We start from the raw sequence: 24,777 nt of genomic DNA on the forward strand, positions 1-24,777 counted from the left end.
CCTCTGGCCCGGCCAACTCGTCCCCGCCCTGACCGGCGAAACCCGCAGCGCCCGCCCCCGCCAGCCCTACGACCCGATCGGCACCATCCTCACCGCCTCCCTCCTCCTCTCCGCCGTCCTCGCCACCCGCGTCGTCGCCTCCCGCCGCGCCCGCGAAAAAGAACCAGAAGGCCTCCCCTTATCCGGCCTCCCCATGCCCTCCAACCGCCCCCACCGCCTCGCCTGAACCCCACGTGAGATGAACCCTCCACAGGGCGATTCCGGTAAGGCGTGGCTTGAAGCGGTCACCGCCGGAAACCGGCCGCCAGGATGATCAGCAGGCCGGTGCCCACGAGCATCCGCCCATCGGGCCCGGCGTCCCCGCCCCCGCCGGTCTCCTGACCCTGCGTCTGGATGGATTCGTGGCCCACCTCCGGGGCGCGGGCTGGGTGTTGGAAGACCGCGATGAGCGGACGAGCCTCTGGCGTCCCGAGTCCGGTGACAGGTCGGATATGCGGGTGGTTCTCCCTCTCAAAGAGGAAGCAAAGGACTATTCCGACCGCATTGATGAGGCGCTCAGGACCTTGGCTTTCGCGGAGCGGAGAACGCCTCAGGAAATCGCCACTGATATGCGATACGGCGGAGCGGATACCGTTTCGGTACGGCTCACGCCGGATGCGCCGTCGGGCGAGGCCCGCTATTCGTCGCTCACACGGCTTTGACCGCGCTGCGAGGCTACGTCGTCGCGTCGGCGGCCGCATTGGACCACGGAGACCTTGTCCTTCCCCCCAGGCGCCCTCTCCGGGCCGAGTCCTACGCATCGCAAACCCGCGTCTCCACGCGACCGGGAAGTTTCGTCCTCTCGCTGGCGCTTCCGCTGCGGGATGTCAATGACGAGGTTCCGGCCGAGTCGACCAGCGGGCAGGAAGTGCTTGCCGGAATTCCCGCTCCCGTGTCCGGCCGCCGGGTGACCAACAGGATGTTCGCCGCCGCGCGCAGGGCGCAGCAGCTTGCCCGCGACGTCGGCGAAGGCGAGAGCCCCCTGTCGGCCTTCGGGCACCCGGGCGATGTCACAGTGAACGCGACGGAACTCGAATCACTCGGATCACTCGGCGGGCCGGAGCAGGACGCCTACCCGCTCAGGTTCAGCCAGTCGCCGCTGCTCCCCGGTTCACGCTCCCCGCAGGGCCTCAGAATGACGCCAGGGCAGCAGCGCATTCTGCGCGAAGCAGCCGACTACCTCCGTACCCGGCAGCCCCGGGCCAACGTCACGGGTCAATCGAGAAGTGCTGAGTCCGGTGGGGCCGGCCAGATAGGGGGATGAGGATCCCCCTATCTGGAGTGGTCAAGCGCCGATGGCGTGGACGCCGCCGTCGACGTGGATTATTTCGCCGGTGGTGGCGGGGAACCAGTCGGAGAGGAGGGCGAGGCAGGCTTTGGCGGCGGGGACGGTGTCGGAGAGGTTCCAGCCGAGGGGGGCCTTGTCGGGCCAGCTGTCCTCGAATTCCTGGAAGCCGGGGATGCTCTTGGCGGCCATGGTGCGGAGGGGGCCGGCGGCGACCAGGTTGACGCGGATGCCCTGTTTGCCGAGGTCGCGGGCGAGGTAGCGGTTGGTCGACTCGAGGCCGGCCTTGGCGACGCCCATCCAGTCGTAGACGGGCCAGGCCTTGGTGGCGTCGAAGTCGAGGCCGACGACGGCGCCGCCCTCCTTCATGAGGGGGAGGCAGGCGACGGCGAGAGACTTGTAGGAGTACGTGGAGATGTGCATGGCGGTGGCCACGTCTTCCCACGGGGTGTGCAGGAAGTTGCCGCCGAGGCAGCTCTGCGGCGCGTAGCCGATCGAGTGGACGACGCCGTCCAGGCCGTCCAGATGCTCGCTGACGCGGTCGGCGAGGGTGTCGAGGTGCTCGGTGTTCTGCACGTCGAGTTCGATCACCGGGGGCGGCTTGGGGAGCCGTTTGGCGATCCGCTCCACCAGGCTGAGCCGGCCGAAACCGGTGAGCACGATGGTGGCGCCCTCCTCCTGGGCCAGTCTGGCCACGCTGAACGCGATGGACGCGTCGGTGAGCACGCCGCTGATGAGCAGGCGCTTGCCTTCGAGAATTCCCATGTCCTAGTGCCCCATTCCCAGGCCGCCGTCGACGGGGATGACCGCGCCGGTGATGTAGGAGGCGTCGTCGCTGGCCACGAACCGGACGACCCTCGCGATCTCGGCCGCGTGCGCCTGCCGGCCGAGCGGGATCTGCTTGCGGATGAGCTGCTGCTGCTCCTCGGTGAGCGCCGCGGTCATGTCGCTCTCCACGAAGCCGGGGGCGATGATGTTGACCGTGATGTTGCGGGAGGCCAGCTCGCGGGCGAGGGAGCGGCCGAAGCCGACCAGGCCGGCCTTGGAGGCGGCGTAGTTGGCCTGGCCGGCCGAGCCGAGCAGGCCGACCACCGAGGAGATCAGGATGATCCGCCCGCGCTTGAGGCGCAGCATCGGCCGGACGGCGCGCTTGGCCACCCGGTAGGCCCCGGTCAGGTTGGTGTCGATGACGTCGGTGAAGGTCTCCTCCTTCATCATCGCCAGCAGCGTGTCCTTGGTGATGCCCGCGTTGGCGATGACCACCTCGACGGGGCCGTGCTCCGCCTCGGCCTTGTCGAAGGCCGCGTCGACGTCGGCCTGGCTGGTGACGTCGCAGCGGACGCCGAACAGCCCTTCCGGGGGTTCGCCGGAGCGATGGGTGACGGCGACGGCGTCGCCGGTCGCCGCGAGTTCGCGGGCGATCGCGAGACCGATGCCACGGTTGCCGCCGGTGACGAGTACAGAACGAGCCATGCTCCGACGCTATCGGCTACCAAGCGGTAACGGCTTGTCCGCCCGAGACAAGATCACAGGTCCGGCATGGTGGAGTTCGGCCAGTCCGGCGGCTGAGGCCCCGCTGGGATTCGGGCTCCGGCGGGCGTGTCGGAGGGCCCCGCTAGGATCGCACCCATGCGTCAGATCGATCCGGACTTTCTCGCCCTGCCGCTCCGGCGGCTGGCCGACGCCGCCCTCGCGCGAGCCCGTGAGCTGGGCGCCGAGTATGCGGCGTTCCGTGTGGAACGGGTGCGCGCGGAGACGCTGCGCCTGTTCGACGCCAAGCTGGAGGGCTCCATCGACGCCGACGACCTCGGCTTCGCCGTGCGGGTGGTGAAGAACGGCACCTGGGGGTTCGCGGCCGGGATCGCGCTCACCCCCGAGGCCGCGGCGGCGGTGGCCGAGCAGGCGGTGCAGGTGGCCGAGGTGAGCGCGCCGATCAACCGGGAGCCGGTCGAGCTGGCCCCCGAGCCGGTGTACTCGGATGTCACCTGGGTGTCGGCCTACGCCGTGGACCCGTTCGACGTGCCGCTGCGCGACAAGGTGGCGCTGCTGGGCGAGTGGTCGGGCGGCCTGCTCGGCCAGGTCGACCACGTGTCGGCGTCGCTGATGCAGGTCAAGGAGCAGAAGTTCTACGCCGACTCGGTGGGCACGGTGACCACCCAGCAGCGGGTCAGGGTGCATCCGCAGCTGACCGCGATGAAGAGCGACGGCGAGCGCTTCGACGACATGCGCACGCTGGCCCCGCCGGCCGGGCGGGGGTATGAGTACCTGACCGGGACCGGCTGGGACTTCCCCGCGGAGCTGACCGCCCTGCCCGCGCTGCTGGCCGAGAAGCTGGCCGCCCCTTCGGTCCAGTCCGGGCGGTATGACCTGGTGGTCGACCCCTCCAACCTGTGGCTGACGATCCACGAGTCGATCGGCCACGCCACCGAGCTGGACCGGGCGCTCGGCTACGAGGCCGCCTACGCGGGCACCTCGTTCGCCACCTTCGACCAGCTCGGCGAGCTCACCTACGGCTCCAAGATCATGAACGTGACCGGGGACCGCACCGCCGAGCACGGCCTGGCCACGGTCGGCTGGGACGACGAGGGCGTGCGGGCCCAGTCCTTCGACATCGTCACCGACGGCACCCTGACCGGCTACCAGCTGGACCGCCGGATGGCGCTGCTGACGGGCTTCGGCCGCTCCAACGGCTGCGCCTTCGCCGACTCCCCCGGCCACCCGCCGATCCAGCGCATGGCCAACGTCTCGCTGCGGCCGGCCGAGGCCGGCCCGTCCACCGACGAGCTGATCGCCGGGGTGGAGAACGGCATCTACGTGCTCGGCGACAAGAGCTGGTCGATCGACATGCAGCGCTACAACTTCCAGTTCACCGGGCAGCGGTTCTTCAAGATCGTGAACGGTGCGCTGGCCGGGCAGTTGCGCGACGTGGCCTACCAGGCCACCACGACCGACTTCTGGCGTTCCATGGACGCGGTGGGCGGCCCGCAGACCTACGTGCTGGGCGGCGCCTTCAACTGCGGCAAGGGCCAGCCCGGCCAGGTCGCGCCGGTCAGCCACGGCTGCCCGTCCGCGCGCTTCCGGAATGTACGGATCCTCAACACGGTGCAGGAGGGCGGCAAGTGACCCCGCAGGAGACTGTCGAACGCGCTCTGGCGCTACCGGGGGCGGATGACCGCGTCGTCATCGTGGACGAGGGCTCCAGCGCCAACCTGCGCTTCGCGGGCAACACCCTCACCACCAACGGCGTGGCCCGCTCGTCCCAGCTGACGGTGATCTCGATCGCCGGGGCCGGCGTGGGCGTGGTGTCCCGCGCCGCCGTCCGGCCCGACCAGCTGGCCGACGTGGTCGCCGCGGCCGACGCGGCGGCCAGGGACGCGCAGCCGTCCGAGGACGCCCGCCCGCTGGTGGACGGCTTCGCGCAGGCCGACTGGTCGGCCCCGGCGGAACCCACCTCGATCGAGGTGTTCGCCGCGTTCGCCCCGGCCCTGGGCGAGGCCTTCGCCACCGCAGAATCCTCCGGCCGCCGGCTGTACGGGTTCGCCGAGCACCTGGTGAACTCGGTCTTCGTCGGCACCAGCGGTGGCCTGCGCCGCCGCTACGACCAGCCGACCGGCCGCCTTGAGCTGAACGCCAAGTCCCCCGACATGTCCCGCTCGGCCTGGGCCGGCGTGGCCACCAAGGACTTCACCGACGTGGACGTGGCCGCGCTGGACGACACCCTGGCCAAGCGGCTCGACTGGGCCAAACGCCGGATCGACCTGCCCGCCGGGCGGTACGAGACGATTCTGCCGCCGACCGCGGTCTCCGACCTGATGATCTACCTCTACTGGTCGGCGGGGGCCAGGGACGCGGCCGACGGCCGTACCGTCTTCGCCAAGCCGGGGGGCGGCACGCGGGTCGGCGAGCAGCTGTCCGGCACGCCGATCCGGCTGTTCAGCGACCCGCGTCACCCGGGCGTGGAGTGCGTGGACTTCGCGGTCGCGCACGCGTCGGGGCGGGAGCAGTCGGTGTTCGACAACGGCCTGCCGCTGGACCAGACGAACTGGATCTCCGGCGGCACGCTGGCCAACCTGATCCAGACCCGGCATTCCGCGGAGCTGACCGGGCTGGCCACCACCCCGCAGATCGACAACCTGATCATGGAGAGCCCGACCGGCGCGGGCACGCTGGAGGACATGATCGCCGCCACCGAGCGCGGGCTGCTGCTCACCTGCCTGTGGTACATCCGCGAGGTGGACCCGCAGTCGCTGCTGCTCACCGGCCTCACCAGGGACGGTGTCTACCTGGTGGAGAACGGCGAGGTCGTCGGCGAGGTCAACAACTTCCGGTTCAACGAGTCGCCGGTGGACCTGCTCGGGCGGCTCACCCAGGTGGGGGCGAGCGAGCAGACCCTGCCGCGCGAGTGGAACGACTACTTCACCCGCGCGGTGATGCCGCCGGTCCGGGTGCCCGACTTCAACATGTCGACGGTCAGCCAGGCGAACTAGCGGGCTATTCGGAGTCCTCCAGGCGGAAGCCCACTTTCATCGAGACCTGGAAGTGGGCTACCTCGCCGTCCTCGATGTGGCCGCGCACCTCCAGCACCTCGAACCAGTCGAGGTGGCGCAGGGTCTGCGCGGCCCGCCGGACTCCGTTGCGGATGGCCTGATCGACGCTCTCCCCCGACGTGCCGACGATTTCGGTGACCCGGTATGTGCGATCCCCCATGACGTCCTCCCCACTCCTCGTAGCTCAAATGATCGTATCGCGGCGGCGTAGGGTGGAAACATGAAGGTCAGACGCCGTAACCGGCCGGAAGTCCATCAGGTGACGGATGCGCAGCCGAGCCTGTCCGCGGATATCCGCAAGCGCGAGATCTCCTACGTCATCAAAATGAGCATCCGTGTGGTCTGCCTGATCCTGGCCGTCGCGCTGCCCGCTCCGTGGCCGATCCGTGCACTGTTCATCGCGGGCGCGGTTCTTTTGCCGTACCTTGCCGTGATCGGGGCGAACGAACGGGCCGCGGGTCTGCCCTCACCCTTGGACGATGCTGAATCTAACCAAAACGAGATACCACGGCATCGACGCGAGATCGGGTCGTGACTAAGTCTTGACGCATCCCAAGGGTGGTAGGTGTACAGTTTAGCCAAGCGCTCTGGTCCCCCGTCGGAGCGCTGGTGCCGGCGTTCCGGGCCCCCGTCGGAACGCCGATGAAGCGATGCCGGGTGGTTTGCCCCCGTAACCACCCGGCATCGCCCTCTTCTGGGACCGTGCTCAGTTCTGGTGACAGCACCGTCCGGCCCAATTCTGGATCAAGTCCTTGACCGTCGGCTTGACACGCTTATTCGCGGGACCAGTTCTCGGCGAGGGCGGAGAGGCGGGCCAGCGCGTCCGGCGGGGCGGTGCCCGCGCCCTGGGCGAGGCCCAGCAGGTAGGCGGTGAGCGGGGCGGCGGGGCGGGCGACGCCGTGCGCGACGTCCCTGGTCAGGTCGAGGACCGCGTCCCGGTCCAGGCTGGCGGGATCCACGCCCAGTTCCGCGCAGACCCGCGCGGTCCACTCCTCCAGCACGTTCACGCCGTCTCCTGTCGGTTGGCCTGCGCCAGATCGTCTGCGGTGTCGCAGTCGAACCACGGCACCCGGTCCCGTACGGCCACCAGGGCCGGTTCGAGGGGCCCGAGCACGCCGTGCAGCGAGCGCCCATCGTAACGAGCGAGCGCGCCGGCCAGCACCTCGCGCCGCCACACCCCGGCGAGCCACTGCTCGCGCCCGGTGTCGTCCACCAGCACGGCTCCCGTCCCGGCCGCCGCGAGCAGGGCTTCGACGTCGAGGGCGGTGAGGAAGGGCAGGTCGCCCGCGAGCAGGGCCACCCAGGGCGCCGCCGCGTGGACCAGGCCCGCCCGGAGCGCGGGGACCGGCCCGCCGCCCGGCGGGTCCTCGCGGGCGAACAGCAGCTCTCCCGGCCAGTCGATCTCCCGCCGATCGCCCACGATGATCAGGCGGTCCGCCCCGGCGACGGCCGTGACGACGCGTTCGAGCAGCGAGCGCCCGCCGACCAGCGCGCCGGGTTTGTCCCCGCCGCCGAAGCGGCTGGCCCGCCCGCCGGTGAGCACCAGTGCGTCATAGCGGGTCCGGGAGGCCGGCCCGTCCGCGCGGGGGACGTGCATGTCAGCCGCCGATGGCTGACATCGGCCGGGCGGGCTGCAGGAAGCTGGGGTCGTCGATGCCGTGCCCGGCCTTCTTGATCCGGACCGCGGCCAGCCAGCGGTCGGCGAGTTCGCCGTCGGACGCCCCGCCCCGCATCGCCGCCCGCAGATCGGACTCCTCGGTCGCGAACAGGCAGTTGCGGACCTGGCCGTCGGCCGTCAGCCTGACCCGGTCGCAGGCGCCGCAGAACGGCCGCGTCACCGAGCCGATCACCCCGACCTTGGCCGGTCCGCCGTCGACCAGGAACAGTTCGGCGGGAGCGCTGCCGCGTTCGGCCGGATCGGCGTCGGTGAGCTCGAACCCGGTGCGGAGCGCGGCGAGCATCTCGTCGGCTGTGATCATCCCGGCTCTGGTCCAGCCGTGCTGGGCGTCCAGCGGCATCTGCTCGATGAAGCGCAGCTCGTACCCCCGGTCGAGGCAGAAGCGGAGCAGCGGGACCGCCTCGTGGTCGTTGATGCCGCGCATCAGGACCGTGTTGACCTTCACCGGGGTGAGCCCGGCCGCGTCGGCCGCCGCCAGGCCGGCCAGCACGTCCTTGAGCCGGTCCCGGTGCGAGAGTTTGACGAAGACGTCCCGGTCGAGGGTGTCCAGCGACACGTTGACCCGGTGCAGCCCGGCCTCGGCCAGCGGCCCGGCCAGCCGGGCGAGCCCGATCCCGTTGGTGGTGAGCGAGATCTCCGCGCCGAGCGACGAGGTGCGCGCCACGATTTCGGGCAGTTCGCGGCGGAGCAGCGGCTCCCCGCCGGTGTAGCGCACCTCGGTGACGCCGAGCCGGGCCACCCCGATCCGGACCAGGCGCACGATCTCGTCAGCGGTCAGCAACTCGGGTTTGGGCAGCCAATCCAGCCCCTCCGGCGGCATGCAATATGTGCACCGCAGGTTGCACCGGTCGGTCAGCGACACCCGCAGGTCTGTCGCCACCCGCCCAAACGAGTCGACCAGCACGGGCATACCTCCATCGCGAAAGACCTTTCCACCCTATGCCTCCGATCAACGGCGCTCCAAAGCGAGGGTCACTCCCGGCGGGCGTCCAGGAGGTCCGCCAGTGCGGCCCGGTCGTTGACGCCGGTGCGTTCGTACACCGCGTACAGCGTGTTGGCCACGGTTCTGATCGACAGGACCAGGCGTTCCGCGATCTCGCGGTTGGTGAGGCCGCGGGCGGCCAGGACGGCCACCTCGCGCTGGCGCGGGGTCAGGCCGGGGACCTCCAGGTCGAGCAGGGCGAGGGTGTGCGCGCCCTGGCAGCGCCGGGTCAGCGTCCAGGCCCGCGTCTCGGCCGCGCGGGCGCCGCGGAGCAGTCCCAGGTCCCGGTACGCCAGGGCCGCCGTGGCGGACGCCTCGGCCGCGTGTAAGAGCATGCCGAAGGCTTCGAAGCCGAGGGAGACCTCGTCCAGGTCGCCGGGGGTGGCGGCGGTGGCGTGCCGTACCAGCAGGGCGCGGAGGGGGCCGTCCACGGTGAGTTCCGCGAGGCGGGCGGCGGCCACGGCCGGGTGGCCGAGGCGGACGAGGTCGTGCAGGCCGACCATGGCGTAGGTGGGGTAGGGGCTGGCGGCGACCGCCAGGGCGATTTCGACCGCGCCGGTGATGTCGCCTCTGGCGGCGAGCGTCCAGACGCGGGCGAGCTGGAGCGGGACCTCGGTGGCGGGCCCGGCGGCCACGGCCGCGTCCTGCGCCCTGGCCAGGGTGGCCTCGGCCGCCGCCACGTCGCCGAGCAGTGCCTGCGCGTGGGCCAGTTCGCCCAGGCAGCTTCCGGCCACGACGCTTCGCGGCGGCAGCAGCGCGACCGCTTCCCCGGCGGCGGCCAGGGCCTCGCCGACCCGCCCAGCCAGCCGGAGCGCCGTGGCGCGGTAGGCCCCGAACTGGGCGCTGGTGCGGGCCCAGTCGTCCTGGCGGCGGGCGTGCTCGGCGAGGCGCAGGGCCTCCGGCAGGTCCCCGGTCGACAGAGCGATCCTGATCCGGGCCTCGGTCAGCGAGTTGGTCATGCTCGGGTAGAGGTCGGCGTCCGGTCCGAGCCTGGCCAGCAGGGTCTCGATCCAGGCCCGGCAGTCGGTGGCCCGGCCGGCGGCGGCCAGCACGAGCGCGCGGGTGACGCCGCCGGCGCGCATTGCGCGCGAGCTGGGCGGCCCGAGCCGTTGCGCGGCGTCCAGGCGGGCGGTGGCGGCGTCCAGGTCCCCGCCGAACGCGGTGATCGCTCCGGCGACGAAGCCGAGCCCCTGCCGCCCGTCGACGCTGATCTGGCCGTCGTCGGCCGCGTCCAGCACCTGGAGCGCCTGGTCCAGGCGTCCCAGTCCCCACTGCAGGTTGAGCGCGCGCGTGGTCGCGCAGTCGACCCGGCGGTCGCCGGTCAGGCCGGACTCCGCCAGCTGCCGGAACACCTCTTCGGCCTCGGCATAGCGGTCCTGGTAGCTGAGGATGGTGGCGAGGCTGAGCCGCACCGCGACTCCCCCGCCCGCCTCGATGGCGGCCCTGGCCAGCCGCTCGGCCAGCGCCAGGTCGCGGACCGATCTGGCCTGCTCGGCGGCGCGGGCGAGCAGGGCCGGGTCGCCGGGCGCGCCGCCGTCGAGCCGCCAGACGGCGATCCTGAGCACGTCCTCGCGGCGCCGCCCGCCGGTCGCCTCGATCATGGCGGCCAGCCGCCGGAGCACGGCGCGGGTGCGGAGCGTGCCGCACGAGTCCCGGATGACCTCCCCGTAGAGGGGATGCGCGAGCCGGACCTGGAGGCGCCTGCCGTCCGGCTGCACGGTGATCAGCTGCCGGGTCTCCAGCCGTTCCAGGACCGGGGAGTCCAGGCCGAGTGGTTCACCGTAGGCGAGGAGTTCGACGGTGTCGCGTTCCTCGGCGGTCAGTTCGCCGATGCGGGCTGCGATCGTCTCGCGCAGCGTGCTGGTCAGGGTGAGCGTGCCGTGCCAGAGCCAGAGCCCGCCGACGTCCCGCAGCACTCCGGAGAGCACGAGTTCGCGCAGGTAGAGCGGGTTTCCCTGGCTGGTCTCCCAGAACCGGGCGAGGGCGCCGGTCTCGATCCGGCCGCCGAGGGCGGCGGCGAGCAGGTCTTCGGTCTCGGCCGGTGAGAGCGGCTCCAGATCGAGCCGGGGCACCAGGTCGTCCTTCCAGAGCGCGACCACCGCGTCCGGCGCCGCCGCGCCCGCGCGGACCGTGGCCAGCACCCGGACCCGGCCGTCCAGGACCAGCCGGTGCACCAGCGCGGCCGACACCGGATCGAGCAGGTGCGCGTCGTCCACCACCAGCGTGGCCGCGTCGATCGCCGCCGCCGCCCAGCTCAGCGGGTTGCCCGCCGGCGGCGTCTGCGGCACCAGGTGGGCGAAGGCGCCGAGCGGGATCTCGGCCGCCGACGCGGTGGCCCGCACCCAGGCCACTCCCTCAAGGTCTTGGACGGCCTGCGCCACCAGGCGGCTCTTGCCCGCTCCGGCGGGTCCGGTCACGACGATCCCCCGAGCCGCGGACCTCAGCGTCGCCAGCGGCGCCGATCTCCCCGCGAAGGGCCACGAGCTGGGCACCCGCCGAGCATATTTAAGCCGGCCCCGCTCATGCGAGCCAATTCTCGCCGGCCGTAAAACCAGTGGGATCTCCTCCGGTGGCTGGGCACACTGGATCCGACGGAAAGGATCATCATGCCGAACGAGGTCGCCCCGAACGTGCTTTCGTGGGCGAGTGACCTGGACCCGGGCGCGGTCGCGCAGGCCGCGCGGGCCGCCAGGATGAGCATCGTGGCGGGCCATGTCGCGCTCATGCCGGACGCGCACGTCGGCATCGGCGCCACCGTGGGGTCGGTCATTCCGACCGAGGGCGCGATCATCCCGTCCGCCGTGGGGGTGGACATCGGCTGCGGCATGATCGCGACCAGGACCTCGCTGCGGGCCGAGGACCTGCCGCAGTCGCTGGACGCGCTGATGCCGCTGGTGGAGAGCCGCATCCCGGCCGGGGTCGGCAAGGGCCACGACGACAGCACGATCGACCGGGCGCTGGACGAGCTGGGCCGCCCGCACACCGAGCTGACCGCCAAGCAGGCGCACACCGTGTCCGTGCAGTTCGGCACGCTGGGCTCGGGCAACCACTTCGTCGAGGTCTGCCTGGACGAGCGGAGCCGGGTCTGGACGGTGCTGCACTCCGGCTCGCGCGGGATCGGCAACCAGCTGGCGACCCGGCACATCGTGGACGCCAAGAACATGATGGCGCGGCAGGCGATCGCGCTGGAGGACCCGGCGATGGCCTACCTGGTCCAGGGCACGCCGGAGTTCACCGCCTACATCGAGGACATGCTGTGGGCGCAGGCGTACGCGATGGCGTCCCGGGCCCGGATGAACGTGGTGCTCAACAACGCGCTGTTCAGCCTGGTGAAGCGCGGCGAGATGGTGGAGACGATCAACTGTCACCACAATTTCGCGCAGCGGGAGCGGCATTTCGGGACCGACCTGTGGATCACCCGGAAGGGCGCGATCAAGGCCGACCGCGGGGATGACGGGGTCATTCCCGGGTCGATGGGGACGCAGTCGTACATCGTGCGGGGGCGGGGGAACCCGGAGTCGTACAACTCCTGCTCGCATGGGGCCGGGCGGCGGATGTCGCGGGGGCAGGCGCGGCGGGAGCTGACGGCGCGGTCGCTGCGGGAGGCCATGCGGGGCCGTACCTGGAACGCGAGCAGGGCGGCGGCGCTGGTGGACGAGCACCCGAAGGCGTACAAGTCCATCGACAAGGTCATGGCCGACCAGCGGGATCTGGTGGAGATCCGGCACACCCTGCATCAGGTCTTCAACTACAAGGGCTGACGACGCCAACCATTCCGGGGGTTGATCCCGTATACGGGGTGTGGTGGATGGATATGAGGGGTTTCGTGAGTTCGTGCTGGCGCGCGGTCCCGCGCTCATGGGGACCGCGTACCTGCTGACGGGCGAACGGCACCTGGCCGAGGACCTGCTGCAGATCGTGCTGTCCAGGCTGGCGGCGCGGTGGCAGCGGATCGAGCGGGACGGCAACCCGGAGGCGTACGCCAGGACGGCTCTCTACCGGGAGTCGGTCTCCTGGTGGCGGGTGCGGCGGAACCGGGAGGTGGCCGTCGCCGAGATCGCCGACGCGACCGGAACCGACGATTTCACCCACGCCTCGGTACGGCGGCTGGTCCTCCAGCGGGCGATGGCGCGGCTGACGCCCCGGCAGCGGGCGGTGCTGGTCCTGCGGTTCTACGAGGACCTCGGCGAGGCGGAGACGGCCCGGCTGCTCGGGTGCTCCGCGGGGACGGTGAAGAGCCAGACCCATCACGCGCTGCGGCGGCTGCGGAGCATCGCGCCCGAGCTGGCCGAGCTGCTCGCCGAGACGGATTCCGCACGGTCGGGAGGTGCCAGATGACAGGTTTGCGCGAGACCTTGCGGGAGATCGCCGACAGCGGTCCGCCGATCGGGGGCATGGCGGAACGCGCGATCAGGCGGGCCAGGCGGCGGCGGGCGCGCGCGGTGTTCGCGCCGCTGCTGGCGGCGGCGCTGGTGACGGCGACGGTCGCGGTGGTGACGCTGGTGCGGCCGGCGGACCAGGAGGCCGTGCTCGGCGTGCCGGACCAGGCGATCACGGTCGCCGCCGAGCCGCCCCGGCCGCTGCCCGGGGGTGGCACCGCGCCGATCGTGCTCGCCTACACGGTGCAGTGCGACCATCGCGGAGTGCCGGGCTGCGCCCAGTGGCGGGTGCGCACCACCGAGGGCGCGGAATTCCGGGTGGCGGACGGGTTCGAACCGGACCCGCGCGCCCGGATGTACGCCCATCTCGGCGCGCTGGCGGTCTCGCCGGACGGGACCAGACTCGCCTACTTCGACCAGGACGCGCGGCTGGCCGTCCTGGACGTCACGACCGGCAGGAAGACCCTGACCGCGTTCCCCGCCGACCGGGCCGCGATCGGGAAGGACATGGTGAACATCACCTGGTCGGCGTCCGGCGCCTGGCTCTCGATCGACTTCACGCCGGTCTATTCCGCCGCCCCGACCCCGCGGGCCGTCGTCATGGACCTCGCGGGCCGGAACATCACCACCCTGGACGCCGGCTGCTGTGTGCTCGGTGTGGCCGACGACGGCTCCTACCCGGTACAGGCCCCGGCGCCGCCCGCGAAGATCTTCCGCCCGAGCGAGCAGGCCCCCCTGCGCATGTTCGAGGCGGACGGCGACTCCCACGCCGTCGTGCCGTCGGGGGCGGGCGCGCAAGAGGAGGGGTACCCGTACCTGCCGGCCTACGCCAGGGTCTCCCCGGACGGGACGCGGCTCGCCCTGCTGAGCAACCGCGGCAGGAACACGGAGCTGAGCCTGATCGACACGGCCGACGGCCGGGTCGGCCCTGTGCACGTTCCCACCCAGCTGCAGCGGGAGGAGGGCCCGCCGGAGCTGGCGGGCTGGCGGGACGCGGCGACGGTGCTGGTGTGGAAACGCTGGTCGGGCGCGGAGGTCTACGCGGTGGACGTGAACACCGCTCTGACCACCCGGCGGCTGACCTTCGAAGGGAAGACGCCGTTCCGGATCAGCCTGGCCACACTCCTGATCTAGACACCCTGGACCAGGAGCAGGGTGACGCCGACGGCGGCCACGGCGATGGCCGTCAGGAAGGGCGCGCGCGGGTGCCGTGCCCCGAACACCCAGCTCGCCGCCGTCAGCAGGGAGGCGGCGGCGAGCGCGGCCCAGCCCGCGATTCCCGGCGTCCCCGGCGGCCCGATCACCAGCAGCCCGGCGGCCAGCAGCAGCGGCACGGGCGCGAGCACGCGGACCCGGCGGGCGCCGAGCCGCTGCGGCAGGCCGCGCACCCCGGTGGCCAGGTCGGCGTCGATGTCGGGCAGCACGTTGGCCAGATGCGCCCCGAACCCCAGCAGCGCCGCCGCCCCCACCGCCCACCAGGCCGGCTGGGGAGTCCCGGGCAGACCGGCCGCGACGAACACCGGCACCAGCCCGAACGCCACCGTGTACGGCGCCCAGGACAGCACGGTGGCCTTCACCCCCAGGTTGTACGCCCACGCCACCGCCACCGCGCTGACGTGCACGGCCGCCGCCGGCACCCCCGACAGCAGCGACAGCGGCACGCACAGCACCAGCGCCACCGCCGCCGCGATCCCGACCGCGGCCGGGCTGATCAGCCCGAGCGCGACCGGCTTGCCGCGCTGCCCGGTGGCGGTGTCCCTGGCCGCGTCCACGGCGTCGTTGCACCACCCGACCGACAGCTGCCCCGCCAGCACGGCCAGCGCCACCCCCGCGCAGTCCGCGACCGGCCGCCCGCTCCCCGCCACCAGCGCGGTGACCAGAGCCGTGACGGCCAGGGTGGGCCCGGGATGGCAGGCCGCCACCAGCCCGTGCACGGGCGTGAACCGGACGATGACCGGGGGCGCGGGGTCGCTCACAGACCCGGAATGCCCTCCCTGCGCATCACTTACACCGTGATTAGGGGGGCATGTCCCCCGACGGGGGGTGGGCGAGGTGAAGATGGGCATTAGTGACCCGACAGGTACCTGTGAGACGGGGAGCCGGATGTCCCGTATTGCCGCCGTTTGTGGTGTTCTGCCGCCGAATCGCTATCCGCAGGCCGAGATCACCGACGCGGTCGCGCGGATGTGTCCCGGAGCCGATCGACGCGTCCTGGAGCGCCTGCACCGCAGCGCGAAAGTGGAGCACCGCCATCTCGTGCTGCCGCTGGACGGCTACGCCAAGGTGTCCGGCTTCGGCATGGCCAACGACCTCTTCATCGAGGCCGCCCTGGAGCTGGGCGAGGCGGCCGTCACCGGCGCGCTGGCCGAGGCCGGGCTGACCCCGGCCGACGTCGACATGATCATGTTCACCTCGGTGACCGGGATCGCCGCGCCGTCCATCGAGGCCAGGCTGGCCGGCCGGCTCGGGCTGCGCCCGGACGTGAAACGGGTGCCCGTCTTCGGGCTCGGCTGCGTGGCCGGGGCCGCCGGGATCGCCCGGCTGCACGACTACCTGCGCGGCTGGCCGGAGCAGGTGGCCGTGCTGCTCTCGGTCGAGCTGTGCTCGCTGACCCTGCAGCGCGGCGACATCAGCCCCGCCAACCTGGTCGCGGGCGCCCTGTTCGGCGACGGCGCGGCGGCCGTGGTCGCCGTCGGCGACGCGCGCGCCGGGACGTCCCCGGTGGGCGTGGTGTCCACCCGCAGCCACCTGTACCCCGGCTCCGAGCACGTGATGGGCTGGGACGTGACCGACACCGGGTTCCGGGTCGTGCTCGACGCCGGAGTGCCCGACGTGGCCAGGGACTACCTGGGCGACGACGTCCGCGGCTTCCTCGGGGAACACGGGCTGACCGTCGGGGACGTGTCGGCCTGGGTGTGCCATCCCGGCGGGCCGAAGGTGCTGGAGGCGGTGAGCGAGACCCTGGACCTGCCGCCGGGCGCGCTGGACGTCACCTGGCGCTCCCTGGCCTCGATCGGCAACCTGTCCTCGGCGTCGGTGCTGCACGTGCTCAGGGACACCATCGCGCTGCGCCCGCCGCCGGGCACGCCGGGGCTGCTGATCGCGATGGGCCCCGGCTTCTGTTCCGAACTCGTATTGCTGACCTGGTAGGACGGCCGACATGTGGTACACGCTGCTGGTCCTGCTGGTCGGGGTGGAACGGGTCGCCGAACTGGTGGTGGCGCGGCGCAACGAGGCGTGGAGCCGGAGACGCGGCGCCGTCGTGTCCGGTCAGGGGCACTATCCGTGGATGGTCGCGCTGCACACCGGGCTGCTGGCGGGCTGCCTGGCCGAGGTGTACGCGACCGGCCGGCCGTTCCTGCCGTGGCTCGGCTGGCCGATGCTGGCCCTGGTCGTGGCCGCGCAGGGGCTGCGCTGGTGGTGCATCAGGACGCTGGGGCGGCAGTGGAACACGCGGGTGATCGTGGTTCCTGGGCTGCCGCTGGTGACCGGCGGGCCGTACCGGTGGCTGCGGCATCCGAACTATGTGGCGGTGGCCGTGGAGGGGGCGGCGCTGCCGCTGACGCACACCGCCTGGGTGACCGCGCTGGTGTTCACCGTGCTGAACGCGGTGCTGATGGTGGTCAGGATCCGGTGCGAGGAGGCCGCGCTACGCCTCGCCGCGACGTGATCGACCTGATCGTGGCGGGCGGCGGCCCCGCCGGGCTGGCCACGGCAATCAGGGCCAGGCTGGCCGGGCTGACGGCGGTGGTGGTCGAGCCGCGGACCGGCCCGATCGACAAGGCGTGCGGGGAGGGCCTGATGCCGACCGGCGCCGAGGCGCTGGCCGCCCTCGGCGTCACCGTGGCCGGCCACCCGCTGCGCGGCATCCGCTACCTGGACGGGCGGCACGACGTCGCCGCCGGCTTCCCGGGCGGGCGCAGCGGCCTGGGCGTGCGCCGTACCACCCTGCACGCCGCACTCGCCGCCCGCGCGGCCGGCCTCGGCGTCGAGGTGGTGACCGGCCGGATCGAGGAGTTACGGCAGTTCCCCGGCCACGTGGCGGCGGCCGGGCTGACGGGCCGCTGGCTCGTCGCGGCCGACGGCCTGCACTCCCCCGTCCGGACCATGACCGGCTTGTCCCGCCCCTTCTCCGGAGTCCGCAGGTACGGCCTGCGCCGCCACTACGCGATCAAACCGTGGACCGACTTCGTGGAGGTGCACTGGGCCCCGGAAGGCGAGGCCTACGTCACCCCCGTCGGCCCCGACCTGGTCGGCGTGGCCGTGCTGAGCTCGCTCCGCCGCCCCTACCACGAGCACCTGGCCGAGTTCCCCGCCCTGGCCGCCCGCCTGGACGGGTGCGACTCCACCCAGGTCCGCGGCGCGGGCCCGCTCCGGCAGCGCGCCACCGCCCGGGTGGCCGGGCGGGTGCTCCTGGTCGGCGACGCCGCGGGCTACGTGGACGCCATCACCGGGGAGGGCCTGTCGCTCGCCCTGCGGTCGGCCGACGCGCTGGTCGGCTGCCTCACCGAAGGCAGGCAGGACGCCTACGAACGCCGCTGGCGGCGCCTGTCGGTCAAGCATCGGGCGTTAACCGCGGCGCTCCTCGCGGCCAGGACCGCCCGGCCGACCGCCCAGCTCATCGTCCCGGCCGCGCACGCCCTGCCCGGCGTCTTCCGGGCCGCCGTCGCAATGCTGGCCTGAGTCGCCTGCGTCTCCGCAGTGGAAGTCGGCGAGCCAGTCGGTGGCGACCCTGAGCCTGCGGCCCTCCAGCCGGCACGGGCGGCGCTGGGCGTCCCGGCCGCGGGAGATCAGACCGGCGCGTTCCAGCACCTTCAGGTGCTTGGAGATCGCGGGCTGGCTCATCGCGAACGGCGCGGCCAGTTCGGTCACCGTGGCCTCCCCGGCCGCCAGCCGGGCCAGGATGGCGCGGCGGGTGGGGTCGGCCAGGGCCGCGAAGGTCGCGTCGAGCTGGTCCATACTCTTATAACCCCTAGGTTCTATAACTTTGGGGTTCAATATACGTGCGGCAGCCCCCCAGCAGGAAGGCCCGGCCCCCCACGGGAGACCGGGCCGTCCTGTTGCCGGAAAGCGAGACCGCTTACTTCACGACCTTCACGTAGTCGTACGCCTCGGAGCCCGCGAGGTCGCGGTTTCCTTCGAAGCGGACGCCCCAGTTGCCAGACTTGAGCGCCTTGACCTTGGTGTAGAACGTGCCGTCAGGGTTGGTCTCGATCGTGTCGACGTAGCGCCACTTGTGCGAGCCCTTGGGCAGGAAGTAGACATCGATGTCTTCCCAGCCGAGCTTGTACCAGTCGTGCCAGTACTTACGGCTTTCGTAGCAGGAGCCGGAGCTGCTGCTGCCATCGAGTTCGACTCGCGCCCTGTCCCACTTGTAGTAGTGGTCGCCGTAGCACTGGGCGACCTGAAGGCGACCGGACAGGGTCAGCTTGCGGCCCTGCTTGACCGGCTCGGGGCTCGCGTTGAAGCCCACGAACCGGGTCCCCTTCGGACTCCTCGGCGGAGTCCAGGTGTTGTGCTTGACGAAGAACGAGCTGTCGCCGAAAACCTTCCGGCCGTTGACGCCCCAGGCGACAACGCGCACGCTCCACGAGCCGACCGTGTCGTTCCAGCCGATGGTCTTGGAGTAGGTCTCCGAGAACCAGGTCGGCTTGTACATCACGTTCTTCTCGGCGTCATCTTTCTGACCCCACGGCCCGTCGTTGCCGCCGTGGCCGCCGTCGTTGTCTCCGCCGCCCCAATGGTGCCCCTTGGGAAGGAAGTAGACCTGCGCGGACTTGAGGTCCACGCCCTTGACGGTGACCGAGACGGTCGCCGAGTCGCGGTGGCGCGTGAGCACCACCTCGCTGGGGTTGACCACGATGCTCGTGATCTTCGGGTCGGGCCCGGGATGGTGCCCATCATTAGGGCCGGGGTCCGCGTACGCGGGTCCCGCCACCGAGAGCACCGCAGCGCCCACGGTGGCCGCCACTAAGGCGGTTGCCATTCGTCTGACCATAGAGGGTGCTTCCTCTCCCCGTTAACACACGCGATCTGAGGTAGACCGCGCCTACGTCATAGACGCATCCAGACAGGGAAAAGTTGCGTCCAAGACACCTAAATACTGATCACAATCTGGCAACGGAATCCGCGTCTCGTGCGTCTAATTACGCCGTGGGCGGCGTCCGGGGCTGACATCGCCCGCATAATGCGTGGTAGACGCGAATTCCACCCGATATACGCCATCTCCGGCCTTGGGGACTTTCCGGTCGAACCAACCGTCCGGTCGCGTCTTGGCCTTCCCGACCGTCCGCCACTCGCCCTCGCTCTCACCCTCGCTCTCACCCTCGCTCTCACCCTCGCTCTCCTCCTCGCGGAACCGGATCAGCAGCGGCTGCCGGCCGAACGGCCGGTGCGCGACCAGCCCGTACGGATCCAGCCGGGTCAGCGTCCCCGACACCCGGACCCGCTTCTTCTCACTCACCGCGAACCCCTCCAGCGCCGTCTCCCGCCGCAGGTTGAACGTCGTGTACGCCTTGACCTCGTTACCGGCCCGATCGACCGCCGTCGCCCCGACCGTCCACACGCCGCTCGGATACCACCGAGACAGCCCCACCCGCGGATTGAACCGCCAGGTCTCCCAGCCGTCCCCCGCCAGCCGGAACCGGTGGAACCCCACCGGCGGCCGGACCACGGTGGCGTCGGAGGCCGTGAAGGCGTACCCGGCGGCGGGCTTGACCGGCGGCACCGCGGGAACGACGGGCTTGGCGGGTTTGACCGCCGGAACCACCGGAACGGCCGGTTTGGCCGGTGGAACCACCGGAACGGCGGGCTTGGCCGGTGGGACTACCGGCTTGGCCGGTGGCAGTGCGGGCGCCTCGGCGGCGGTCACGGTCTTCGCGCCGGCCGGCGGGCGCCCCGGCTCGACCAGGACCGTCACCCCCCGTACGCCATGCGCCCCCCGCGCCACCACGTCGATCACCAGCCGCACCGACCCGGTGGCCCGGACCACCGGCTCGTCCGGGCGCAAACTGATGGAGCTGATCGCCAGTTCCGGCTCGGTGGCCTCGGCCGGGACCCCGGGCCAGGCGAGCGTCATGACGGCGGTCAGCGTCGCGAGCATTCGTCTCGTCATGGCGCAGAACGCTAGGCAACGCCCGGCAATGGGATCGGACCCGACACACGCCCCGAATGGCAAACAAACAGGGCCGCCCTGGTGCAGGGCGGCCCCGCCGGGATCAGTCCCGGTACATGTCGTCGATGATCTCCGCGTACTTCGCGTGGATCACCCGGCGCTTGAGCTTCAGGCTCGGGGTGAGCTCCTCGGTCTCCGCCGTCCACTCCACCGGCAGCAGCCGCCACTTCTTCACCTGCTGCACCCGGGCGAGCTTCTCGTTGGCCGCCTCGATGGCGGCCTCCACGGTCTTGAGCACGTCCGGATGCTCGGCCAGCTCGGCGAGCGAATCGAACGCGATGCCGTTGGCCTGGGCCCAGCCGGGCGCGACCTCGCCGTCCAGGGTGAGGATGGCGACGGGGTAGGGGCGGCTGTCGCCGTACGCGAGGGCCTGGCCGATGAGGGCGTGTTCCTTGAGGTAGTTCTCGATGTTGGCGGGGGAGATGTTCTCGCCGCCGGCGGTGATGATGAGTTCCTTCTTGCGGTCCACGATCCGGACGAAGCCGTCCGCGTCGACGGAGCCGACATCGCCGGTGTGCAGCCAGCCGTCCTCGTCCAGCAGTTCGGCGCTGGCCTCGGGGCGGTTGAGGTAGCCGGCGGTGTTGAGCGGGCTGCGGGTGAGGATCTCGCCGTCCTCGGCGATCCTGACCTCGACGCCGGGCTCGGCGCGGCCGACCGTGCCGAGGCGGTAGCTGTCGGGGCTGTTGGCGGTGAACGCGCCGGTGGTCTCGGTCATGCCGTACACGTCGAGGACCTTGAGGCCGAGGCCGGCGAAGAAGCGCTGGACCTCCAGCGGCATCGGGGCGGCGGCGGTGGCCAGCCAGCCGGCGTTCTCGAAGCCGATCATCATCCGGATGATGGCCAGCAGCGCGGCGTCGGCCTGCTCGTAGGCGGCCTGGACCTCGGGGGTCAGCACGCCGCCGTGCTGGCCGGCCTCCACGTAGGCGAGCCCGGCGGCCATCGCGGCGCGCACGTTCTCCTGCTGCTCCTCCGGCTGGGTGGCCAGCAGCGCCTGGAGCCGGGCCATCATCTTCTCCCAGACCCTGGGCACTCCGAAGAACATGACCGGCTTGACCGCGCCGAGGGTGGCGCCGAGATTGGCCAGGTCGGTGCAGAAGTGCACGTGGGAGACCTTGAACAGGGGCAGGTAGAGGGACAGGGCCCGCTCGGCGATGTGCGCGTAGGTGAGGTAGGAGATCTGGGTGCCCTGGCTGGGCAGCGAGGTCATCCGGTCGGTGGCGGCCACCTCGAACAGCACGTTGCGGTGGGTCAGCGGCACGCCCTTCGGCATGCCGGTGGTGCCGGAGGTGTACAGCACGGTCAGCGTGTCCTCGGGGCCGACCGCGCGCCACCGGGCTTCGTTGGCGTCCGGGTCGCCGGCCAGCGCCGCCGCGCCGAGGGCCAGGAAGTCGGCCCAGGACAGCTGGTCGCCGGTCGCGCCCTCCAGCATGATGATCTTCGTGATGCCGGGGAGCTCGGCCAGGACCGGCTCCCAGCGGGCTAACTCGCGCGGCCCGCCCAGCACCACGATCTTCGCGCCGACGTCCCGCGCCACGAAGGAGACCTGGTCGGGCGCGAACGTGCTGTAGACCGAGACCGGGACGCCGCCGGCGTGCACCGCGCCCAGGTCGGCCAGCACGTGCTCGCTGCGGTTGACCATCATCAGCGCGACGGCCTCGCCGGGCGCCAGGCCGAGGGCCGCGAAGCCGGCCGCGATCTCCAGCGCCCGCTGCCGGGCTTCGGCGAAGGTCAGGGTGGCCCAGCCGCCCTCCACCGGGTCGGAATAGGCGGGCGAGTCGGGATATCGCTCGGCCGTCTCCGCGAGCTGCTGACAGATGGTCCGGCCGGCGATGTCCCGCTCGATCGCCGCGCGCTCCTCAAGGACCTGAGGATTCGCCATTCCGCTCCTCCGGGTGTGCGTACAGGTGGCCTGCATCGCATCATGTGTAAGCAATCCCTGACAACCCCCCATTTCGGCGAGAATTTTCCGGCATAGACCCGGTGATGGGATGATTCTCCGGTGACACCTGTACTCGATCTCGCCGGGATCTTCGTCTTCGCCATCTCCGGGGCGCTGCAGGGCGTGCGGAAGCGGCTGGACGTGGTCGGGATGGCGGTCCTGGCGTTCTTCACCGCCGTCGGCGGCGGCGTGCTGCGGGATCTGTTCATCGGCATCCAGCCCGCCGCGTTCCGCGACGTCGGCTATTTGCTGGTGCCGGTGGCGGCGACGGCCGTGGTGTTCTTCTGGCATCCCCAGGTGACCCGGCTGATGCCCGCCATCCTGGTGTTCGACGCGGCCGGGCTCGGCCTGTTCTGCGCGGTCGGCACCGAGAAGGCGCTGCTGTTCGGCCTGTCCGCGCCGCACGCGGTGCTGCTCGGCGTCTGCACCGCGGTCGGCGGCGGCATCCTGCGCGACCTGCTGTCCGGCGAGACCCCGACGCTGCTGTACGACCGGCAGCTCTACGCCGTCCCCGCCATGGTCGGCGCCGCCCTGATGGCCGTGCTGTCCCGGCTGGGCGTGTACGACTTCGCCGCCACCCTGGCCGCCGCCCTGCTGGCCTTCACGCTGCGCATGCTGGCGATGCGCTACTCCTGGCGGGCGCCGCTGGCCAGGGGCGTCACAGCGCCGGAATGAGCGAGGCCCGGGGGCGGCGGCCGACCATCCCCCTGGACGCGGCGATCCGGCGCACGGCGTCGGCCAGCACGTCCGGCGGCTGGGTGAACGGCAGCCGCAGGTGGCCTTCCAGGGTGCCGTCGACGCCGAACCAGGGGCCCGGCGCGAGCCGTACCCCGGCGACGGCGGCCGCTTCTGCGAGCGGCGTGGCGATCGGGGCGTCCAGCCGGACCCAGAGCGAACCGCCGCCGCCGGGGATCCGGAAACTCCATTCCGGGACCTCGCGGCGGAGCGCCGCCACCAGGGCGGCGCGGGCGGCGGCCAGGATCCGCCGCCGTTCCGCCCTGGTCTCCTCGATGCGCTCGAACAGGCGCGCCACCGCGAGCTGCTCGAACAGCGCGCTGGCGATGTCCACCGAGGCGCGCAGCGTGGCCAGGCGGCGGACCAGGGCGGCGCTCCCCCGCACCCAGCCGATCCGCAGGCCGCCCCACCAGAGCTTGGAGGCGGAGCCGACGCAGATCACCCGTCCGTCGGTGTCGAAGACGGCGGTGGGCGGGGGCTGCGCGGGGTCGTCGATGGCGAGTTCTGCCCAGGTCTCGTCCACGATCACGGTCACGTCGTGCCGCCGGGCGGCGGCGACCAGACCGGCCCGGTCGTCGGCGGTCATCAGGTGGCCGGTCGGGTTGTGGAAGTCGGGGATCAGGTAGGCGAGCCGGGCCCCCGACTGCCGTACCGCGCTGACCAGCAGGTCCAGGTGGCGGCCGTCGGCGGGGACGCCGACCGGCACGATCCTGGCCGAGCGCAGCCGGGCCAGGTCGATGGCGTGCGGGTAGGTCGGGGACTCCAGCAGGACCGGGTCGCCCGGCCCGGCCAGGAGCGTCATCAGCAGGTGCATGCCCTGCTGCGCGCCGGTGGTCACGATGATCTGGTCGGGCCTGGTGGCCAGGCCGCGCTCCGTGTAGCGCTTCGCGACGGCCTCCCGGAGGGCGGGCAGGCCGACCGGGTCGTAGCCCAGGCCGAGGGTGAACCGGTGGTAGTTCTCGCCGGCGTGCGCGAATGCCTCGCCGAGGAAGCCGGAGGCGGGCAGGGCGGCGGCGTGCAGCGGGAGCAGGCCGCCGTCGTCGGCCTTCGACCACGGGTTGTCCAGGCAGGAGCTGGGGTCGGGCAGGGCGGACCAGCTGCCCGCGCCCTGGCGGCTCTCCAGGTAGCCCTGGCCGCGCAGCCGGTCGTAGGCGGTGGTCACGGTGGTCCGGCTCACCCCGAGCGTCTCGGCCAGCTGGCGTTCCGCGGGCATCCGGACCCGGACCGGCAGCCGCCCGTCCAGGATGCGGTCGCGGACGGCCGCCGCCAGGGCCCGGTAGTAGGGCCGCGCGTCCGGCGGCACCTCGACCAGGCGGGCCAGGTGCCCCGCGCTCATCTCCATGCGCCCAATGTAAGGCCATTTCGCCAAATTGGCCCTTTAACCGGCAAGCCGGGGCAGGGAGGATCGAGGCACTATGACTGAGCTCTCGATTCGCACCGCTTCCCTGCCGGCCAGGCTGATCCGCCTCTACTCCGGCCTCGCCCTGTACGGCGCCGGCATCGGCCTCCAGGTCGAGTCCACCCTCGGCAACGACCCGTGGGACGTGTTCCACCAGGGCCTGGCCGTACGGACCGGCTGGACGATCGGCACCTGGATCATCGTGGTCGGCGCGCTCGTCATGGTGTTCTGGATCCCGCTCCGCCAGAAGCCCGGCGTCGGCACGATCAGCAACGTCCTGCTGCTCGGCCTGTTCGCCGACGCCACCATCTGGCTCGCGCCCACCCCAGGCGACCTGGCCCTGCGCTGGCTGTTCCTGGTGGCAGCGATCGTGTCCGTGGCCTTCGCGACCGCCCTCTACATCGGCGCGGGCATGGGCCCGGGGCCCCGCGACGGCCTGATGACCGGCCTGGCCAGGCTGGGCCTGTCGATCCGGCTGGCCAGGACCCTCATCGAGGTCACCGTCCTGATCGCCGGGTGGCTGCTCGGCGGCACCGTCGGCATCGGCACGCTGGCGTTCGCCGCCGCGATCGGGCCGCTGACTCAGCTGTTCATGCGGTTACAGCGTGTAGCGTAGCGAG

The 24,777-nt window shown here is 71.9% G+C and carries 27 protein-coding genes; 13 read left to right on the plus strand and 14 right to left on the minus strand.

Going from position 1 to position 24,777, the window contains the following annotated elements:
- The coding region (locus Acor_RS42170; protein WP_170316909.1) for a hypothetical protein at positions 1-226 on the plus strand (226 nt) is incomplete at its 5' end.
- 58 nt (positions 227-284) lie between these two features.
- On the opposite strand, the gene Acor_RS45400 is transcribed toward Acor_RS42170, so the two are convergent.
- On the minus strand, positions 285-410 hold the full coding sequence (locus tag Acor_RS45400; protein ID WP_281353214.1) for a hypothetical protein: 126 nt from the start codon (positions 408-410) through the stop codon (positions 285-287).
- A 536-nt stretch (positions 411-946) separates the two neighbouring features.
- Here Acor_RS45400 and Acor_RS13400 point away from each other — a divergent pair.
- Positions 947-1,303 (plus strand): hypothetical protein, encoded by a 357-nt coding sequence (locus Acor_RS13400; protein WP_155336950.1) that lies wholly within the window; start codon positions 947-949, stop codon positions 1,301-1,303.
- Positions 1,304-1,324: 21 nt separating this feature from the next.
- Here Acor_RS13400 and fabI read toward each other — a convergent pair whose 3' ends face one another.
- A complete protein-coding gene (gene fabI, locus Acor_RS13405) occupies positions 1,325-2,089 on the minus strand; it encodes an enoyl-ACP reductase FabI (RefSeq protein ID WP_155336951.1) in 765 nt (254 codons plus the stop codon).
- A 3-nt stretch (positions 2,090-2,092) separates the two neighbouring features.
- A complete protein-coding gene (fabG, locus tag Acor_RS13410; protein WP_155336952.1) occupies positions 2,093-2,797 on the minus strand; it encodes a beta-ketoacyl-ACP reductase in 705 nt (234 codons plus the stop codon).
- Positions 2,798-2,953: 156 nt separating this feature from the next.
- Between fabG and Acor_RS13415 the strand changes: the two genes are divergently transcribed.
- Positions 2,954-4,447: a TldD/PmbA family protein gene (locus Acor_RS13415; protein ID WP_155336953.1), complete on the plus strand. Its 1,494-nt coding sequence runs from the start codon at positions 2,954-2,956 to the stop codon at positions 4,445-4,447.
- Positions 4,444-5,811, plus strand: a complete 1,368-nt coding sequence (locus Acor_RS13420) for a metallopeptidase TldD-related protein (RefSeq protein ID WP_155336954.1) — start codon at positions 4,444-4,446, stop codon at positions 5,809-5,811. Before Acor_RS13415 ends, Acor_RS13420 begins: the two co-directional genes overlap by 4 nt.
- A gap of 4 nt (positions 5,812-5,815) precedes the next feature.
- On the opposite strand, the gene Acor_RS13425 is transcribed toward Acor_RS13420, so the two are convergent.
- Entirely contained in the window at positions 5,816-6,031 is a 216-nt protein-coding gene (locus Acor_RS13425) for a dodecin (RefSeq protein ID WP_155336955.1), read from the minus strand.
- 60 nt (positions 6,032-6,091) lie between these two features.
- Here Acor_RS13425 and Acor_RS13430 point away from each other — a divergent pair, with 60 nt between their 5' ends.
- Positions 6,092-6,406, plus strand: a complete 315-nt coding sequence (locus Acor_RS13430; RefSeq protein WP_155336956.1) for a DUF3099 domain-containing protein — start codon at positions 6,092-6,094, stop codon at positions 6,404-6,406.
- A 238-nt stretch (positions 6,407-6,644) separates the two neighbouring features.
- Here the strand turns inward: Acor_RS13430 and Acor_RS13435 are convergent, their stop codons facing one another.
- From Acor_RS13435 to Acor_RS13450, 4 genes are all read right to left on the minus strand, one after another.
- The gene (locus Acor_RS13435) at positions 6,645-6,878 is read right to left on the minus strand and encodes a DUF6457 domain-containing protein (protein WP_155336957.1); all 234 of its coding nucleotides are present in this window, start codon (positions 6,876-6,878) and stop codon (positions 6,645-6,647) included.
- A complete protein-coding gene (mobA, locus tag Acor_RS13440) occupies positions 6,875-7,468 on the minus strand; it encodes a molybdenum cofactor guanylyltransferase (RefSeq protein ID WP_155336958.1) in 594 nt (197 codons plus the stop codon). The genes Acor_RS13435 and mobA overlap by 4 nt, the downstream gene beginning before the upstream one ends.
- Position 7,469: 1 nt before the next feature.
- Positions 7,470-8,453, minus strand: a complete 984-nt coding sequence (gene moaA / locus Acor_RS13445; protein WP_155337106.1) for a GTP 3',8-cyclase MoaA — start codon at positions 8,451-8,453, stop codon at positions 7,470-7,472.
- 68 nt (positions 8,454-8,521) lie between these two features.
- On the minus strand, positions 8,522-10,948 hold the full coding sequence (locus Acor_RS13450) for a helix-turn-helix domain-containing protein (protein ID WP_155336959.1): 2,427 nt from the start codon (positions 10,946-10,948) through the stop codon (positions 8,522-8,524).
- Between the two features lie 189 nt (positions 10,949-11,137).
- Here Acor_RS13450 and Acor_RS13455 point away from each other — a divergent pair, with 189 nt between their 5' ends.
- Genes Acor_RS13455 through Acor_RS13465 form a run of 3 tightly spaced genes read left to right on the plus strand, consistent with a single transcriptional unit; the run spans position 11,138 to position 14,044 of the window.
- Positions 11,138-12,292 carry an RtcB family protein gene (locus tag Acor_RS13455; RefSeq protein ID WP_155336960.1) on the plus strand — a complete coding sequence of 385 codons (1,155 nt, stop codon included), beginning with the start codon at positions 11,138-11,140 and terminating at the stop codon, positions 12,290-12,292.
- Between the two features lie 43 nt (positions 12,293-12,335).
- Complete coding sequence (locus tag Acor_RS13460; protein ID WP_155336961.1) at positions 12,336-12,869, plus strand: SigE family RNA polymerase sigma factor; 534 nt, start codon at positions 12,336-12,338, stop codon at positions 12,867-12,869.
- The gene (locus tag Acor_RS13465) at positions 12,866-14,044 is read left to right on the plus strand and encodes an LpqB family beta-propeller domain-containing protein (RefSeq protein ID WP_155336962.1); all 1,179 of its coding nucleotides are present in this window, start codon (positions 12,866-12,868) and stop codon (positions 14,042-14,044) included. The genes Acor_RS13460 and Acor_RS13465 overlap by 4 nt, the downstream gene beginning before the upstream one ends.
- Here Acor_RS13465 and Acor_RS13470 read toward each other — a convergent pair.
- Complete coding sequence (locus Acor_RS13470; protein ID WP_246238628.1) at positions 14,041-14,886, minus strand: UbiA family prenyltransferase; 846 nt, start codon at positions 14,884-14,886, stop codon at positions 14,041-14,043. The genes Acor_RS13465 and Acor_RS13470 overlap by 4 nt on opposite strands.
- Positions 14,887-15,013: 127 nt before the next feature.
- Between Acor_RS13470 and Acor_RS13475 the strand changes: the two genes are divergently transcribed.
- From Acor_RS13475 to Acor_RS13485, 3 genes are read left to right on the plus strand one after another with little or no spacing between them, the layout of a single operon-like run.
- Positions 15,014-16,060 (plus strand): type III polyketide synthase, encoded by a 1,047-nt coding sequence (locus tag Acor_RS13475; RefSeq protein ID WP_155336964.1) that lies wholly within the window; start codon positions 15,014-15,016, stop codon positions 16,058-16,060.
- A 10-nt stretch (positions 16,061-16,070) separates the two neighbouring features.
- The gene (locus Acor_RS13480) at positions 16,071-16,580 is read left to right on the plus strand and encodes an isoprenylcysteine carboxyl methyltransferase family protein (protein ID WP_155336965.1); all 510 of its coding nucleotides are present in this window, start codon (positions 16,071-16,073) and stop codon (positions 16,578-16,580) included.
- Positions 16,577-17,593, plus strand: coding sequence for an NAD(P)/FAD-dependent oxidoreductase (locus Acor_RS13485; RefSeq protein WP_155336966.1), 1,017 nt, complete (start codon positions 16,577-16,579; stop codon positions 17,591-17,593). The genes Acor_RS13480 and Acor_RS13485 overlap by 4 nt, the downstream gene beginning before the upstream one ends.
- On the opposite strand, the gene Acor_RS42175 is transcribed toward Acor_RS13485, so the two are convergent.
- The 4 genes from Acor_RS42175 to Acor_RS13505 form a co-directional block, all read right to left on the minus strand.
- On the minus strand, positions 17,480-17,869 hold the full coding sequence (locus tag Acor_RS42175) for an ArsR/SmtB family transcription factor (protein ID WP_170316910.1): 390 nt from the start codon (positions 17,867-17,869) through the stop codon (positions 17,480-17,482). The two genes, Acor_RS13485 and Acor_RS42175, sit on opposite strands and share 114 nt — an antisense overlap.
- Before the next feature lie 121 nt (positions 17,870-17,990).
- A complete protein-coding gene (locus Acor_RS13495) occupies positions 17,991-18,896 on the minus strand; it encodes a hypothetical protein (RefSeq protein WP_155336967.1) in 906 nt (301 codons plus the stop codon).
- 156 nt (positions 18,897-19,052) lie between these two features.
- Positions 19,053-20,024, minus strand: coding sequence for a hypothetical protein (locus Acor_RS13500; protein ID WP_155336968.1), 972 nt, complete (start codon positions 20,022-20,024; stop codon positions 19,053-19,055).
- Between the two features lie 103 nt (positions 20,025-20,127).
- On the minus strand, positions 20,128-21,963 hold the full coding sequence (locus tag Acor_RS13505) for an AMP-dependent synthetase/ligase (protein ID WP_155336969.1): 1,836 nt from the start codon (positions 21,961-21,963) through the stop codon (positions 20,128-20,130).
- A 120-nt stretch (positions 21,964-22,083) separates the two neighbouring features.
- Here Acor_RS13505 and Acor_RS13510 point away from each other — a divergent pair, with 120 nt between their 5' ends.
- Entirely contained in the window at positions 22,084-22,698 is a 615-nt protein-coding gene (locus Acor_RS13510; protein WP_218034263.1) for a trimeric intracellular cation channel family protein, read from the plus strand.
- On the opposite strand, the gene yczR is transcribed toward Acor_RS13510, so the two are convergent.
- Positions 22,682-24,100 (minus strand): MocR-like transcription factor YczR, encoded by a 1,419-nt coding sequence (gene yczR / locus Acor_RS13515; RefSeq protein ID WP_308805647.1) that lies wholly within the window; start codon positions 24,098-24,100, stop codon positions 22,682-22,684. The two genes, Acor_RS13510 and yczR, sit on opposite strands and share 17 nt — an antisense overlap.
- A gap of 73 nt (positions 24,101-24,173) precedes the next feature.
- On the opposite strand from yczR, the gene yczE reads away from it, so the two are divergent.
- Positions 24,174-24,773 (plus strand): membrane protein YczE, encoded by a 600-nt coding sequence (yczE, locus tag Acor_RS13520; RefSeq protein WP_155336970.1) that lies wholly within the window; start codon positions 24,174-24,176, stop codon positions 24,771-24,773.
- Positions 24,774-24,777 lie beyond the last annotated feature (4 nt).

The organism is Acrocarpospora corrugata, from assembly GCF_009687845.1.
Taxonomy (GTDB): domain Bacteria; phylum Actinomycetota; class Actinomycetes; order Streptosporangiales; family Streptosporangiaceae; genus Acrocarpospora; species Acrocarpospora corrugata.

What these genes read in the sequence shown, in the direction of transcription:
- fabI (WP_155336951.1), bottom strand. Translation starts at nt 2,089, where the DNA reads ATGGGAATTCTCGAAGGCAAGCGCCTGCTCATCAGCGGCGTGCTCACC.
- fabG (WP_155336952.1), bottom strand. Translation starts at nt 2,797, where the DNA reads ATGGCTCGTTCTGTACTCGTCACCGGCGGCAACCGTGGCATCGGTCTC.
- Acor_RS13415 (WP_155336953.1), top strand. Translation starts at nt 2,954, where the DNA reads ATGCGTCAGATCGATCCGGACTTTCTCGCCCTGCCGCTCCGGCGGCTG.
- Acor_RS13425 (WP_155336955.1), bottom strand. Translation starts at nt 6,031, where the DNA reads ATGGGGGATCGCACATACCGGGTCACCGAAATCGTCGGCACGTCGGGG.
- Acor_RS13430 (WP_155336956.1), top strand. Translation starts at nt 6,092, where the DNA reads ATGAAGGTCAGACGCCGTAACCGGCCGGAAGTCCATCAGGTGACGGAT.
- mobA (WP_155336958.1), bottom strand. Translation starts at nt 7,468, where the DNA reads ATGCACGTCCCCCGCGCGGACGGGCCGGCCTCCCGGACCCGCTATGAC.
- Acor_RS13455 (WP_155336960.1), top strand. Translation starts at nt 11,138, where the DNA reads ATGCCGAACGAGGTCGCCCCGAACGTGCTTTCGTGGGCGAGTGACCTG.
- Acor_RS13465 (WP_155336962.1), top strand. Translation starts at nt 12,866, where the DNA reads ATGACAGGTTTGCGCGAGACCTTGCGGGAGATCGCCGACAGCGGTCCG.
- Acor_RS13475 (WP_155336964.1), top strand. Translation starts at nt 15,014, where the DNA reads ATGTCCCGTATTGCCGCCGTTTGTGGTGTTCTGCCGCCGAATCGCTAT.
- Acor_RS13480 (WP_155336965.1), top strand. Translation starts at nt 16,071, where the DNA reads ATGTGGTACACGCTGCTGGTCCTGCTGGTCGGGGTGGAACGGGTCGCC.
- Acor_RS42175 (WP_170316910.1), bottom strand. Translation starts at nt 17,869, where the DNA reads ATGGACCAGCTCGACGCGACCTTCGCGGCCCTGGCCGACCCCACCCGC.
- Acor_RS13495 (WP_155336967.1), bottom strand. Translation starts at nt 18,896, where the DNA reads ATGGCAACCGCCTTAGTGGCGGCCACCGTGGGCGCTGCGGTGCTCTCG.
- Acor_RS13500 (WP_155336968.1), bottom strand. Translation starts at nt 20,024, where the DNA reads ATGACGAGACGAATGCTCGCGACGCTGACCGCCGTCATGACGCTCGCC.
- Acor_RS13505 (WP_155336969.1), bottom strand. Translation starts at nt 21,963, where the DNA reads ATGGCGAATCCTCAGGTCCTTGAGGAGCGCGCGGCGATCGAGCGGGAC.
- yczR (WP_308805647.1), bottom strand. Translation starts at nt 24,100, where the DNA reads ATGGAGATGAGCGCGGGGCACCTGGCCCGCCTGGTCGAGGTGCCGCCG.
- yczE (WP_155336970.1), top strand. Translation starts at nt 24,174, where the DNA reads ATGACTGAGCTCTCGATTCGCACCGCTTCCCTGCCGGCCAGGCTGATC.